Below are 12,901 nucleotides of genomic sequence, written 5' to 3' on the forward strand. Positions count from 1 at the left end.
CATGGCGCATGACGGACGACACCAAGGACCCGATCACCGTCCCTTCGGTGGACCTCACCCGCTACCTCGGCACCTGGTACGAGATCGCCCGGCTGCCGTTTGCCCATGAGGACATCGCCGACCGGGACGTGATCGCCCAATATTCCTTCGAGGAAAACGGCAAGATCCACGTCGTCAACCGCTGCGTCACCGCCTCGGGCGAGCAGGAGGTGGCGGTGGGCGTCGCCGAACCGGTCGATCCCTCCAACGCCAAGCTGGAGATCAGTTTCCTCCCTGAAGGGCTGCGCTGGGTGCCGTTCACCAAGGGCGACTACTGGATCCTCCGGCTGGACCCGGACTACACCACCGCCCTCGTCGGCACGCCCGACCGAAAGCACCTCTGGCTGCTCTCCCGCACGCCGCGCATGGACCCGGCCCGCCGCGACGAATGGCTCGCCACCGCGAGCGCCCAGGGGTTCGATCTGACGGACATCATCCACACGCCCCAAACCGACGAGCCGTTCCCCTCGGCAAAGTGAGGGGGCTTTCAGGTAAGGATTTCTAGCAGGGGTCCTCGTGCGCGGAGGCGCACAAACGAGACTCCCATGCGCGGAGGCGCACAAACGAGATTCCTGTGCGCGAAGGCGCACAAACAAGACTCCCTCTGCACCCCGTTCGTTTCAGGCTGTGCGCTTCACAGCTGTGCGCTTCACAAAGGGTGCGACCTTGTTGAATAAAGCTCGTTAAATATCAATGCATTAGAAATGATATTAGACCATTGCCCGCTTCGGGGGAGCGTAATGGCTGCGCTATGGTCCGGTGGTCGGCGGGGAATGGGCCCCGCCGATTCTACCGAAAGGAAAGAGAATGATATTCCCACTCCTGTTCGAGTGGATGAAGATCAGAATCACCCTCTGGTTCTTCTTCTAACCCGAACGCTCGGGGGCAGGGCCTAGGAACCCGCCCCCGAGTTTTGGTAGACTACCCAATGTCCCGGATTTTCGCAACGCGCCCCAAGGTCGTATATCGCCGCGTTCCTTGCGAGTAGCGCCGGAAACGCGTCCCGTTCAAACAAATGGGGTCGCAGGGGACCGAGTCCCCTGCAAAAAGCATCTTGAAATGAAACCTACCGCCGCTGGTTGCGCCAGCGAGTGACGGCGGTCTCGATCGCGGCGAGGCCGTGGCTGCTGGAGGCCCAGCTGGTGGAGAACACGGGGTCGTCGGAGGCGGGGCGGTGTTCGGGTTTGAGGGTGTCGATCCGCACGCGCATGGGCACGGCCGCGCCTTCGCCGCAGATGATGCATTCGCGGTTGCGTAAGGACGGGATGGCGTCGAGGAAGCCGCGCGCCCCTTCGGACATGGCCGAGCGCACGTAAGTCTGGTCCCGTTCGTTGTTGAGGCGCATGGAGATGATGGTGCCGCACTGGGAGAGCACGGCCTCCGAAAGATCGGACGGACGCTGGGAGACCAGCCCCAGCGAGACGCCATACTTGCGCCCTTCCTTGGCGATGCGCTCCAGGTTCTTGCGGGCGGAACCAAAAGCGTCCAGCCGCTCGGCGGGCACGTAGCGGTGCGCTTCCTCGCAGACGAGGAGGATGGGGCGGCGCGTCTCATGCGGCGTCCACACCGCGAAGTCGAACACTAGGCGGGCGAGCAACGCCACCACCACGTTGGTGATGTCGGAAGGCACGCCGGAGAGGTCGATGATCGAAACCGGCCGCCCGTGCGCCGGCATCCGCAAGAGATCGGAGAGCAGCGGGCCGAGCGTGTCGTTCACCTGCAGGCCGGAGAACATGAAGCTGTAGCGCGGGTCCGCCTTCAATTCCTCCAGCTTGCTCTTGAGGCGCAGGTAGGGGGTGATCTTCTCCGGCTTGTCCAGCTTGCCCATCTGCACCGCAAGCTGGTTGAGCAGTTCGGCGAGGGTGTAGGGCAGGGGCGTGTCCACCGTCACCCTGGTGCTGGCGTTCGCCAGGCGCGACTTTTGCCGGGCGGCAAGCAGGCAGCGCTGGAGGATGTCCACCTCCGGCTCCCGCTCCGGCGTGCGCGGGCCGATCAGCACCTCCACATGTTCCTCGAAGTTCATCAGCCAGTAGGGCAGGTGGAGGTTGGAGACATCGTAGACCTGCCCCACATCCGCAAAGGCGGCGGCATATTCGCCATGGGGATCGAGCATCAGAACATGCCCGTGCGGGGCCTGCTCGATGATCCGCCGCAACAGCAGCGCGGTGGTCGTCGACTTGCCGGTGCCGGTCGAGCCCAGCAGCGCGAAATGGCGGCTGAGCAGCGGGTCGATGAACAGGGCCGCGCTCACGTGGTCGGTGGGGTAGACCGTGCCCAGGGTGATGTGCGGCCGGTCGCGGGTGGCGTAGATCTGCTCCAGATCATCGGAGGTGACGGGATAAAGGGTGTTGCCCGGCGCGGGATGGTGGGTGATGCCGCGGCGAAAGTCGCTAAGGCCCGCCGCCTCGCCCTGCACCCAGCCCTCGCCGAGGAAATCCAGCCGCGCCGCCAGCATGCCGTCCTGTCCGCCGGCCAGCTCAATCGCCTTCACGCTGGCCACCACCCAGCGGCCGCGCACCAGGGTTTTCACCGGCACGCCCACCTGCCCGGCGGTCTGCAAGGCGACGTCCGGGTGCTCGGCCAGGCGGGCCAGCACCTGCTGGTCCAGCAGTGCCGTTGCCGCATCGCCCGAAACGCTGATGATCTGGCCGATCGCCACCTGCGTCTCCGGCGCCTGCCGGTCCGCGGTGGTGAAGGGGGCAGCAGGGGCGCTGGCGTCAAGCATGGCACTTTCCTTTCACGAGCCCGGTTCTCGGGCCCGGAAGACTAGGCGGCCAGTTCCTTCCACTCGGTTAAGCCGGGTCAGGATTCGCAAGGGGAAAGGGGCACCGGCCCCCTGTAATGGGGGAACCCTCAGCGCTTCATGATGGCAGCGACGCCCCAGCCGGAGGCGAGCGCGATGACGACGGCGAGCAGGCCGTAGGCAAGGCCGTGGTTCACCGCGAAATTGTAGACCACCTGCTCGAAGCCGGTCTTGCCCACGGTCAGCGGCACGGAGGTGGTGGCGATCACGTCGCCGCCCGATACCAGGAACACCGAGGCGGTATATTCGCCCACCGGCGCGTCACCCGGCAGCCGGGTGCGGGCGCGGAACAGCACGCCTTCCACCACCCGCACGCCGGTCGGGTCTTCCACGTAGAGGCCGCGCCGCTGGCGCAGCTCCACGAGGCCCTGCTGGAACTCCTGAATTTCCTTGGCGCTGCGCTCGGTGGAGGCGGGGGAGAAGTGCAGGTTCTTGATGCCGAACTCGTAGATCGCCGCCGTTTTTTCATCGACAAGCTCGCTGACCGGCCGGGTGCTGGAGAGGGCGTAATAGCTGGGCGCGGTCTGGAACCGCACCGAGCGGGTGTTCAGCCACACGCCCGCCACCCGCTCCTTCTTGCGGACCGTCAGCGGGTAGGACGGGCCGCGCACCACGACGACGAGATCGAGCTGTCGGTTGCGAAGGGACGAGGCCCGGTCGATCGCGCCGAACAGCAGGATGTCCGCGCCGGCGAAGGTGTATTCGATATCGATGCGGCTTTGCGACAGGTCGGTGATGAGCCGTGGGCCGCGCTGCGCCGCCGCCGGTTCGGGCAGGGCCAGTCCCGCGCCGAGAACGCCGGCCAGCGCGAGGAGAAGGACAGCCAGCCGCCTCATGACGCCATCCCTTCCACCATGGAGAACAGCTCGCTCGGGCGGATCATCAGCTCGACCGCCAGCCGCGCCGAGACGAGGAACACGAGCAAGCCCAGCGCCACGCGCAGCTTCTCGCCGCCCAGCCGCTGGGCGAACTGCGCGCCCAGCTGCGCGCCCACGGTGCCGCCCACCAGCAGGAGGATGGCGAGCATGATATCGACGCTCTGGGTGTTGATGGCGTGCAGCACGGTGACGGCCGCCGAAACGAAGATGATCTGGAACAGCGAGGTGCCGACGACGACGCTGGTCGAGACGCCGAGCATATAGATCATGGCGGGCACGAGAATGAAGCCGCCGCCCACGCCCATGATGGCGGTGAGCATGCCGACGCCCCCGCCCAGCGCCAGCGGCGCGAGCGGGCTGATGTAAAGGCCGGAGCGGGGGAAGCGCATCCGCCAGGGCAGGCGGTGCAGAATGCCGTGGTGCCGCCGCCGCGCCGGGGGCGGGGCCTCGCCGCTGCGGGCGCGCAGCAGCGCGCCGACGGATTCTGATGAGCATGAGCCCGCCGATGACGCCGAGGATCAGCACGTAGAGCAGCTGGATGATGAAGTCGATTTGTCCGACTTCCTTCAGCGCCTTGAAGATGTAGGAGCCGAGGGTGGAGCCGACGAGGCCGCCAATGATGAGCACGACGCCCATCTTGGCGTCGACGCCGCCGCGCCGCCAGTGGGCGCGCACGCCCGAGACGGAGGAGCCGGCGATCTGGGTGGCGGCGCTGGCCACAGCGACCGAGGGCGGGATGCCGTAGAAGATGAGAAGCGGGGTGGTGAGGAAGCCGCCGCCGACGCCGAACATGCCCGAGAGAAAGCCCACCAGCGCGCCGAAGCCGATAATGACGAGGGCGTTCACCGACATCTCGGCAATGGGCAGATAAATATCCATCTCGGCCGTTCCAACCCCTACCGTAAGAATTTGACTTAAACCGGAGAATCGCCGCCGTCGAGGGGGTATCGGGCGATTCCCCCACGGCTGCGACCCGGCTGGCTGGAAGGCTTCCTTCCATGCCCGGATAAAGAATGCGGACCCCGAAGAAGTATCCTCGGGGTCCGGTAATTCCACGAAATTTCGGGCCGTCTCCGACAGCCCGTTCGGCGCTTACGGTTTCACGAACTTGAGGGTCATGCGGTCGGATTCCCCAATGGCGGCATAGCGGCCGCGATCCGTGTTGCCTTCGCGGAAGGTGGGCGGCAGGGTCCACACGCCCTTGGGGTAGTCCTTGGTATCCTTCGCGTTGGCGTTGATTTCGGACCGGCCCACCAGTTTGAAGCCCGCCTGCTCCGCCAGGCGGATCACCTCCGACTCCTTCAGGTAACCGGAGCGGGGGTCGGACGGCCGGTCCTCCGGCCAGCGGTGGTCAACGACGCCCAGCACGCCGCCCGGCTTTAGCGCATCGAAGAACAGCTTGAACGCGGTCCCGGCCGTGCCCGCGCCCACCCAGTTATGGACGTTGCGGAAGGTCAGCACCATGTCGGCGCTGCCGGGGGCGACATCCAGAATGCCCTTGGCCGGGCTGAAGTCGGCCACTTCCACCTTGCCGTAGATATCCGGGTTGGCGGCCAGCTTCAGGAGATACCCGCCCAGCGCGCGCCGGCGATAGGCCCCGCCGTTGGGGTCGCCATGGGCGGCGATGAGCTTGCCCTGGTCCTTCAGAACGGGCGCAAGGACCTCGGTGTACCAACCCGCGCCCGGCGCGATTTCCACCACCGTCATGTTCGGCTGGAGGCCGAAGAAGCCGAGCGTTTCCTTCGGGTGGCGGTGGGCGTCGCGCCCCCGGTTCTCCGGGCTGCGGTGCGCGCCGGTGATGGCGGCATCCAGCGCCGCGCCTACGTCCGCCCCGGAGGGAGCGGCGACAGGGGCCGCCCCGCCGGTCTGCGCGAGAGCGGGCGCCGCGGCGCAAAGAAGCGAGGCCGCGGCCAGTGCCTTGATCGATATCTGACGCATGAAGCTGGTCTCCCCTAAAGCAGTTTTCGGGCAGGGTGCATCACCCTGCGGTTAAAAATGCGACCAATAAATGACTTAGAGCCGCGATCCGCTGCAAGCGGGTCGCAAAGGGCTCTATGGCCCGGCCGCAGCCCTGGTGGATTCAAGGCGGCGCTTCCGACTATTGGTCCCCCCTTCCGCAATGTCGCGTGCGCCTGCCTGTTGCCAGAGCACGCGGAACATGCTGTTGGGCGTGAAGGTAACGGATCGAGGCGAAGGCGCAAACATGGATTGGCAGATCACTGTCGGGGCGCTGGTGGCGGTGGCGGCGCTCACCCTGTGGGCCAACATCGCCTCGCGCCGTCCGCGCAAGCTGGGGCGGGTGCCGCTCATCCCGCCCGATGTCATCCAGCTCATCGGTCTCATCGCCCTGTTCGTGCTGGGGGCGCATCTCATCAGCCTCATCCGCGGCGCGCCGCTGCCGCCAAGGCAGTTCTAGGCCGTCTCCGGCCGCCGGTTTCCGCTGGGCCGCGCTAAAATTCCAAAAAAGCGATTGAAATGCCGGTATTCGGCCACCATGGGTGGCCGTCCCAAAAACGGCTGTTACTTTGCTGTGTGGTGGTTGGGGTTACGGAGGTCGAGGGTGACGCAAAAGGAACCAGCGGAGATTGATCGCCTACAGACGGGTGTTGAGGGTCTTGATACCGTTCTGAACGGCGGACTGCTGCGCGGGGCGGCCTACATCATCCATGGTCCGCCGGGCGCAGGCAAAACGATCCTTTCCAACCAGATCTGCTTCGGCCACACCCAGCGGGGCGAGGTGGCGCTTTACGTCTCGCTGTTCGCGGAATCCCATGATCGCATGATGCGCTTCATGCAGCGGATGGGCTTTTACCTGCCCGAGCACGTGCCGGAGCGGCTGACCTACATCTCCGCCTATTCCGCCCTGCGGCGGGAGGGGCTTCCCGGCGTTCTCAACCTGCTTGCGGCCGAAACCCGCAGGCGCGGGGCGACGCTGGTGATCTTCGACGGCCTGTTCGTCGCCCAGGATGCCGCCATCAGCGACCAGGCGTTCCGCGAATTCGTGCACGAGCTTCAGGGGCAGGCGGCGTTCCTGGGGGCGACCCTGCTGCTGCTCACCAACCAGCGCCGGGACCCGTCCTCGCCGGAATACACCATGGTGGACGGCTGGATCGAGCTGCACGACGAAACCCACACCTACCGCGCCGTTCGCCTGCTGGAGGTGCACAAGCAGCGCGGCGGCAGCTTCCTGCGCGGCCGCCACCTGTTCCGCATCACCAACAGCGGCGTTCAGGTCTTTCCCCGGGTGGAGGCCTTTTTCAGGGATTGCGTGCCGGCCAAAACGGCCGCCGGACGGACGAGCTGGGGTATCGAGGGCCTGGACACCATGTTCCACGGCGGGCTGCCCAAGACCTCATCGACGCTGATCTATGGGCCGTCCGGTGCGGGCAAGACCACCTTTGGCCTGCATTTCATCAGCCAGGCGACCCCGCAATCCCCGGCGCTGTTCTTCGGCTTCTACGAAACGCCGGACCGGCTGATCGCCAAGGCGGCCTCCATCGGCATCGACCTGGCGAAGATGCTGGAGACTGGGGCTCTGCGGATCATCTGGCGCTCGCTCGGCGAGAGCCATGTGGACGAGATCATCCACCACATCGTTCAGCAGGTGGTGGAAACCGGCGCGCAGCGGCTGTTCATCGACGGCCTGCACTCCCTCAAGGCCTCGCTGATCCACGAGGAGCGGTTGCCGCTCATCGTCAACGCCCTTCTTTATCGCTTGCAGTCGCTCGGCGTCACGGTCGTCGGAACCCTGGTGAATAGCGCGGTTTTTCTGCCCGCCGATCTGGGAACGGCCGAGATGTCCACGTTGTTTAACAATGTGCTTCTCCTGCATTACGCGCGGCGGGAAGGCACGCTGACCCGCAACCTGTCGATCCTGAAGGTGCGCGACAGCGACTATGATCCGATCGCGGAAGAGTTTCATGTTTGTAGCAAGGGGATTGTGTTCGGGCAGAGGACGGGGAGTGAGCGGCGTCCGGCCAACGCAAGCCCCGATCCGGCGGCGAGTGCGGACACGGGATACGACTCCCCGGATGAGGCCGGCAGGAAAGACCGCTGAGCCATGTCAACGATTCTGGTTGTTGAGGATGAGTTCATCATCTCCCTGAACGCCTCCATGCTTCTGGAGGATGAGGGCTTTCACGTGGATGTGGCGTATGACGGCGCGGAGGCGTTGGAGATGGTGGCGGCCAACCCTCCCGACCTCATCATCGCCGATTACATGATGCCGGTGATGGATGGGCTGGAGATGATTACCCGCCTGCGCGCGCAGGGCTGGGCGGGGCCGATCATGCTGGTCACCTCCATCCCGGAGGAAAAGCTGCCCGTCTCCTATGCGCGCGGGCACGATGCCTACCTGTCCAAGCCCTATTTGGCCCAGCAGTTCATCGAAGCCGTACGCCGGCTGCTGGGCAACCGTTAATCCTCTCCGCTCAGTCGCAATCGCAGCACCACGCCGGCAAGGCCGGCGGGCATGTTCGCCTCCTCCCGCAGCGGCATCCGCACCGCGTCGCGCCGCGCCCGGTCAAGCAGGGCCGGGGGGATGCCCTCGTCGTGCAGGATATAATCCGCCCGTTGCAGCAGTCGCAGCTGGCGCAGGGTCAGGTCTTCGGGATCAAGGCTGGAGAGGATGAGGTCCAGACGCTCGCTCGCAGGGCGGGCCTCCTCGCCAAGGGCGGCATCGATGGCGGCGTCCGGATCGGGCGTCTCGCCAAAGGGGTCAAGCGCGCCGCCGGGGGCGAGCAGCCGGTCCCAGAAGGCGCGGCGGGCCTCGATGGTGGTGGCGCGGCGGGCCACATCCGCGCGGCGGCGGGCGATCGCCTCGGCAAGCGCGCCCAGCGCGGGGGGCAGCCACGCCTCCAGCCGCTCCCGCAGCGCCTTGGCGAGCGAGGCGGACCGGCCGCCCGTCGCGATGGCAAGGCTCACCGAGCCGCGGTCGACAATGGCGGGCACCTGGAAGTCGCACAGGTCCGGCCGGTCCACCACATTGACCGCAAGGCCGCGGGCGCGCAGCCGTTCGGCCCAGCGTTCAGCCGGGCCACTTTCCATCACCGCGACGAAGGCGATTTTGGCGGCCTCCGTCGGAAGCTCATCCAGGCTCACGCCGGGGGCCAGCCGCACCGGGCGGCCGCCAGCGGCGCTCACCAGCCGGGCCTTGGCTTCGGCCATGTCGCCCTCGCCCACCACGAGGACCGGCTTGCCCTGGATATCAAAGCTGAGAGGAAGCACGCGCATGGCCTCACTCTAGCGAAGGCGGGCGCGGGTGGCCAGCGCACCCGGAAAAGGCGGGCAGGGCGCGCATCGGTGCCGGTATGGCGTGGGAACGTTGCGATGAACAGATGATGTGATTGTTTGACATTAACGACGTTCGGCCGCAGCGTGGAGGCCCAACGAAACGGCGGAGAGCCGCAATGACCAGCACCCGCAACGCCAGATTTGTTGCCGTCCTCATGGGCGGCATTGCGGCTGGCTTCTGCGCGACGGCGGCATCGGCGGATGAGCCGGAGGAGACGGCGGAAGGCCGGGTCTTCAGCCTTTCGCCCGAGGAGAAGGCAAAGCTTGAGGCGGAGGCCTACGAGCGCGAGCGGCTGGGCCTGAGCGGGCTTGATGAGGCCGGGGACCGGCGCATCCATGGCGAGGCATCCATCATGGTCGGCACCGGCGGCGCGATGGGCGTTGCCACGTCCATGGTGGCTCCGGTCGGCGAGAACGCCACCGTGGGCGCGGCCTTCTCCTACGAGCGCAACACCTACCGGTACGATCCCTACTACGGCTACGGATACGGCCGCTACCCCTATGGCTATCGCGGCACCTACGGCGCGTCCGATTACTTCGGCCATCTTGAGCGGGTCGAGCGCATAGAGCGCTATCGGGGCCAGTAGGCCGGGCTGAAACCAACGGGCGGCGTTCACGCCTGCCGGATACGCCTAAAACACGAAATCGCCGCTAATGGGGTTAAAACGCCCGTAGAGAGGTTTTTGCCTATCTCCGCTAGGGTGGTAGCGGGCAGGCCCATCTTGGCGCTGTAAGGGGCCTCTACGGGCCTTTATGGGGCATGCCAGGGGCGGGTCTCGCCCAAAAGGGCGCCCCGCCGCCGGCAGGGGGAGACCGGGGCGGGGCAGGCCTGCTGAAGGGCGAACGGGGGGCTGTTCGCACGCCGGGGCAGGCGGCCCGGCGTATGCCAAATTGGTTGTCTCTCAGAACGCCGGTTCGGAGCCAGGGTTCAGCGGCAAATGAATGCCGCACTCGGTCTTGTCCCAGCCGCGCCAGCGGCCCGCGCGCGGATCCTCGCCGGGGCGCACCGGGGTGGTGCAGGGCATGCAGCCGATGGAAAGGTAGCCGTCCGCCTCCAGCGGGTGGTGGGGCAGGTTGTACTGCTCCATGTAGGCCACCAGGTCCTCGCGGGTCCAGCGGGCCAGCGGATTGATCTTCAGCCGCCCATCGGCGATCTCGAACAGGGGAATGTTCGCCCGCGTCTTCGCCTGAAAGCCCTTGCGGCCGGAAATCCACGCCTCGACGCCGGTCAGCGCCCGGGCCAGCGGCTCCACCTTGCGAACGGCGCAGCAGGCATCCGGATTGTGCGACCACAGCAGATACTTGGGATCGGCCTCCGCCAGCTTCTCGGGAAGCGGCTCGAAGGTCTTGACGTTGGTCAGGCCCAGCAGCTTCACGAGCTGGTCGCGGTAGCGCAGCGTCTCGGGAAACAGGCGCAGCGTATCGATGAAGATGACCGGAATGCTCGGGTCGGCTTGCGCCGCCAGATGCAGCAGCACGGAGGATTCGGTGCCGAAGGAGGACACCATCGATACCTGCCCCGGCAGAATCTCGGTCAGCACCGCGCGCAGCATCTCGGCCGCGGGCACACGGTCGAAGCGCTGGTTCAACTCGTCGGCGAAGCCTTGCGTGAAGCGCTGCGCGGGCGCGGCATCAACGCTGTCGGCGTTGAGGTCGGCTTCCCGCAGCTCGGTGAAATCGGTCATTTCCATCTCACCCGTTCCTGAGGGACCAGATCGGCCGGCGGCCGTCGCTGGCCTGCTGGTAGACGAACTTGTAGCGATCGAGCGACCGGCGGGCGGTTTCCTCGCGCACGCTCGGGTGCAGCGCGAGGCAGTCGATGCCGCAGCGGGCCATGAAGAACAGCTGGTCGGCCAGCACGTCGCCCACCGCCTTGATCTCGCCCGCGTACTTCATCTGCTGGCGCAGGATGGAGGCCGACGAGTAATTCCGCCCGTCGCGGAACTTGGGGAATTCCAGCTCGACCAGGCGGATGCGGGGGAGATGCGGCGCGATCTGGCGCACGTCCTCGCCCGCGGCGACGCGCACGCCGATGGCCTCGAAGCGCGGGTCTTCCGCCACTTCTGGCAGCCGCTTGAGGTTCACCACCACCGCGCCGCCTTCCGGCAGCTCGGCATCGTCGGAGATCTGGGTCCAGTTGCGGGATTCATCCTCGCGCAAGCGGATCTCCAGCTGGCCCTCGACCTCCAGAACGCCGGCGGTCGTTTCGTGCTGAACCTGCCGCTTGATTTCAATTCTGGCCATAGACCGCCTCCTTGAAGGGCTGAATGCCGACCCGGCGATAGGTGTCGAGGAACCGCTCGCCCGGCTCGCGGATCGAGCGATAGGTCTCGACGATGGTCTCGACGGCGTTGACGACGCCGTCATAGTCAAAGCCGGGGCCGATGATCTTGCCGGTGGACGCGTCTTCCGCGCCCGAGCCGCCGAGCGTGATCTGGAAGTTCTCCTCGCCGCGCCGGTCAACGCCGAGGATGCCGATGTGGCCCGCGTGGTGGTGGCCGCAGGCGTTGATGCACCCCGAGATCTTGATCTTCAGCTCGCCGATGTCCCGCTGCCGCTCGATGTCGGCAAAGCGCTTCTGAATATCCATCGCCACGGGAATGGCGCGGGTGTTGGCCAGCGAGCAGTAGTCAAGGCCGGGGCAGGCGATGATGTCGGAGACCAGCCCGAGGTTGGGCGTCGCCAGGTTCAGCGCCTTCAGCTGCTGGTAGACCGTGTAGAGGTCCGCCTTTTTCACATGCGGCAGCACGATGTTCTGCTCGTGCGTCACCCGTACGTCGTCGAACGAGTAGCGCTCGGCGATGTCGGCCACCGCGTCCATCTGGTCGGCGGAGATGTCGCCCGGCGTCTCGCCGGTCGCCTTCAGGCTGATGGTGGCGATGGCGTAGCCCGGTGCCTTGTGGGCGTGCACGTTCTGCTCAACCCAGCGGGCGAACTCGGGGTCGCTCGCCAGCGCGGCCTCATAAGCCTCGTCCGTCTCGGGCAGGGTCTCGAACGGCGGCGGGGCGAAGAAGCGGGCGATGCGCTCCACCTCGCGGGGGTCGATATCCTCGAAGGTCTTCAAGACCTCCTGCCACTCGGCCTCCACTTCCTCCTGGAACTTCTCGATGCCGATTTCGTGGACGAGGATCTTGATGCGCGCCTTGAAGGCGTTGTCGCGGCGGCCGTAGCGGTTGTAGACCCGCAGCAACGCTTCCAGATACGACAGCAGGTGCTGCTGCGGCAGCCACTCGCGCACCGTCTTGGCGATGAGCGGCGTGCGGCCCATGCCGCCGCCCGCCATCACGCGGAAGCCCAGCTCGCCCGCCTCGTTCTTCAGGATATAAAGCCCCACGTCGTGCCACTGCACGGCGGCGCGGTCGCTCGGCGCGGCGGAAATCGCAATCTTGAACTTGCGCGGCAGGAACGAATACTCGGGGTGGAAGGTGGACCACTGACGGATCACCTCGCCCCACACGCGCGGGTCGCACACCTCGTCGGCGGCGGCGCCGGCGAACTGGTCCGCCGTGGTGTTGCGGATGCAATTGCCCGAGGTCTGGATGGTGTGCAGCCCCACCTTGGCGAGCGCCCGCAGGGCATCGGGGGCCTGCTCCAGCTTCAGCCAGTGCATCTGCATGTTGGTGCGGGTGGTGAAGTGGCCGTAGCCCTTGTCGTAGGTACGCGCCACGTGAGCAAGGCCCCGCAGCTTGGCCGCGTTCAGCGTGCCATAGGGGATCGCGATGCGGAGCATGTAGGCGTGCAGCTGGAGGTAGATGCCGTTCATCAGCCTGAGCGGCTTGAACTGCTCTTCCGTCAGCTCGCCCGACAGGCGGCGGGAGATCTGATCGCTGAACTCGTCGATGCGGGCGTCCAACATCGCCTGGTCGAAGGAATCATACTGGTACATGGC

At 66.3% G+C, this 12,901-nt stretch carries 12 protein-coding genes and 1 pseudogene; 5 read left to right on the forward strand and 8 right to left on the reverse strand.

Features of this window, described 5'->3' with window-relative positions:
• Positions 1-8 precede the first annotated feature (8 nt).
• A complete protein-coding gene (locus L0C21_RS02905; RefSeq protein WP_259276935.1) occupies positions 9-518 on the forward strand; it encodes a lipocalin family protein in 510 nt (169 codons plus the stop codon).
• A 587-nt stretch (positions 519-1,105) separates the two neighbouring features.
• On the opposite strand, the gene L0C21_RS02910 is transcribed toward L0C21_RS02905, so the two are convergent.
• From L0C21_RS02910 to L0C21_RS02925, 4 genes and pseudogenes are all read right to left on the reverse strand, one after another.
• Positions 1,106-2,764, reverse strand: coding sequence for an ATP-binding protein (locus L0C21_RS02910; protein ID WP_259276936.1), 1,659 nt, complete (start codon positions 2,762-2,764; stop codon positions 1,106-1,108).
• Between the two features lie 128 nt (positions 2,765-2,892).
• Positions 2,893-3,678, reverse strand: coding sequence for a TIGR02186 family protein (locus L0C21_RS02915; protein ID WP_259276937.1), 786 nt, complete (start codon positions 3,676-3,678; stop codon positions 2,893-2,895).
• A pseudogene (locus tag L0C21_RS02920) lies at positions 3,675-4,599 on the reverse strand (sulfite exporter TauE/SafE family protein). The gene L0C21_RS02915 and the pseudogene L0C21_RS02920 overlap by 4 nt, the downstream one beginning before the upstream one ends.
• Positions 4,600-4,812: 213 nt before the next feature.
• Positions 4,813-5,658, reverse strand: coding sequence for a class I SAM-dependent methyltransferase (locus tag L0C21_RS02925; protein WP_259278885.1), 846 nt, complete (start codon positions 5,656-5,658; stop codon positions 4,813-4,815).
• A gap of 265 nt (positions 5,659-5,923) precedes the next feature.
• On the opposite strand from L0C21_RS02925, the gene L0C21_RS02930 reads away from it, so the two are divergent.
• From L0C21_RS02930 to L0C21_RS02940, 3 genes are all read left to right on the forward strand, one after another.
• Positions 5,924-6,136, forward strand: coding sequence for a hypothetical protein (locus L0C21_RS02930; protein WP_259276938.1), 213 nt, complete (start codon positions 5,924-5,926; stop codon positions 6,134-6,136).
• A 144-nt stretch (positions 6,137-6,280) separates the two neighbouring features.
• Positions 6,281-7,777 carry an RAD55 family ATPase gene (locus L0C21_RS02935; protein WP_259276939.1) on the forward strand — a complete coding sequence of 499 codons (1,497 nt, stop codon included), beginning with the start codon at positions 6,281-6,283 and terminating at the stop codon, positions 7,775-7,777.
• 3 nt (positions 7,778-7,780) lie between these two features.
• Positions 7,781-8,140 carry a response regulator transcription factor gene (locus tag L0C21_RS02940; RefSeq protein ID WP_259276940.1) on the forward strand — a complete coding sequence of 120 codons (360 nt, stop codon included), beginning with the start codon at positions 7,781-7,783 and terminating at the stop codon, positions 8,138-8,140.
• Here the strand turns inward: L0C21_RS02940 and L0C21_RS02945 are convergent.
• On the reverse strand, positions 8,137-8,952 hold the full coding sequence (locus tag L0C21_RS02945; protein ID WP_259276941.1) for a precorrin-2 dehydrogenase/sirohydrochlorin ferrochelatase family protein: 816 nt from the start codon (positions 8,950-8,952) through the stop codon (positions 8,137-8,139). The genes L0C21_RS02940 and L0C21_RS02945 overlap by 4 nt on opposite strands.
• A gap of 176 nt (positions 8,953-9,128) precedes the next feature.
• On the opposite strand from L0C21_RS02945, the gene L0C21_RS02950 reads away from it, so the two are divergent.
• Positions 9,129-9,599, forward strand: a complete 471-nt coding sequence (locus L0C21_RS02950; protein ID WP_259276942.1) for a hypothetical protein — start codon at positions 9,129-9,131, stop codon at positions 9,597-9,599.
• Positions 9,600-9,914: 315 nt separating this feature from the next.
• Here L0C21_RS02950 and L0C21_RS02955 read toward each other — a convergent pair whose 3' ends face one another.
• The 3 genes from L0C21_RS02955 to L0C21_RS02965 are packed head-to-tail and all read right to left on the reverse strand — an operon-like array spanning position 9,915 to position 12,898.
• Complete coding sequence (locus L0C21_RS02955) at positions 9,915-10,679, reverse strand: phosphoadenylyl-sulfate reductase (protein WP_374940243.1); 765 nt, start codon at positions 10,677-10,679, stop codon at positions 9,915-9,917.
• A gap of 25 nt (positions 10,680-10,704) precedes the next feature.
• Complete coding sequence (locus tag L0C21_RS02960) at positions 10,705-11,256, reverse strand: DUF934 domain-containing protein (protein WP_259276944.1); 552 nt, start codon at positions 11,254-11,256, stop codon at positions 10,705-10,707.
• Entirely contained in the window at positions 11,243-12,898 is a 1,656-nt protein-coding gene (locus L0C21_RS02965; protein WP_259276945.1) for a nitrite/sulfite reductase, read from the reverse strand. The genes L0C21_RS02960 and L0C21_RS02965 overlap by 14 nt, the downstream gene beginning before the upstream one ends.
• Positions 12,899-12,901 lie beyond the last annotated feature (3 nt).

The sequence above is a fragment of the Pedomonas mirosovicensis genome, assembly GCF_022569295.1.
Taxonomy (GTDB): Bacteria; Pseudomonadota; Alphaproteobacteria; order Sphingomonadales; family Sphingomonadaceae; genus Pedomonas; species Pedomonas mirosovicensis.

Coding starts and splice junctions, on each gene's coding strand:
- L0C21_RS02940 (WP_259276940.1), top strand. CDS start 7,781: ATGTCAACGATTCTGGTTGTTGAGGATGAGTTCATCATCTCCCTGAAC.
- L0C21_RS02950 (WP_259276942.1), top strand. CDS start 9,129: ATGACCAGCACCCGCAACGCCAGATTTGTTGCCGTCCTCATGGGCGGC.
- L0C21_RS02915 (WP_259276937.1), bottom strand. CDS start 3,678: ATGAGGCGGCTGGCTGTCCTTCTCCTCGCGCTGGCCGGCGTTCTCGGC.
- L0C21_RS02965 (WP_259276945.1), bottom strand. CDS start 12,898: ATGTACCAGTATGATTCCTTCGACCAGGCGATGTTGGACGCCCGCATC.
- L0C21_RS02925 (WP_259278885.1), bottom strand. CDS start 5,658: ATGCGTCAGATATCGATCAAGGCACTGGCCGCGGCCTCGCTTCTTTGC.
- L0C21_RS02930 (WP_259276938.1), top strand. CDS start 5,924: ATGGATTGGCAGATCACTGTCGGGGCGCTGGTGGCGGTGGCGGCGCTC.
- L0C21_RS02910 (WP_259276936.1), bottom strand. CDS start 2,764: ATGCTTGACGCCAGCGCCCCTGCTGCCCCCTTCACCACCGCGGACCGG.
- L0C21_RS02960 (WP_259276944.1), bottom strand. CDS start 11,256: ATGGCCAGAATTGAAATCAAGCGGCAGGTTCAGCACGAAACGACCGCC.
- L0C21_RS02945 (WP_259276941.1), bottom strand. CDS start 8,952: ATGCGCGTGCTTCCTCTCAGCTTTGATATCCAGGGCAAGCCGGTCCTC.
- L0C21_RS02905 (WP_259276935.1), top strand. CDS start 9: ATGACGGACGACACCAAGGACCCGATCACCGTCCCTTCGGTGGACCTC.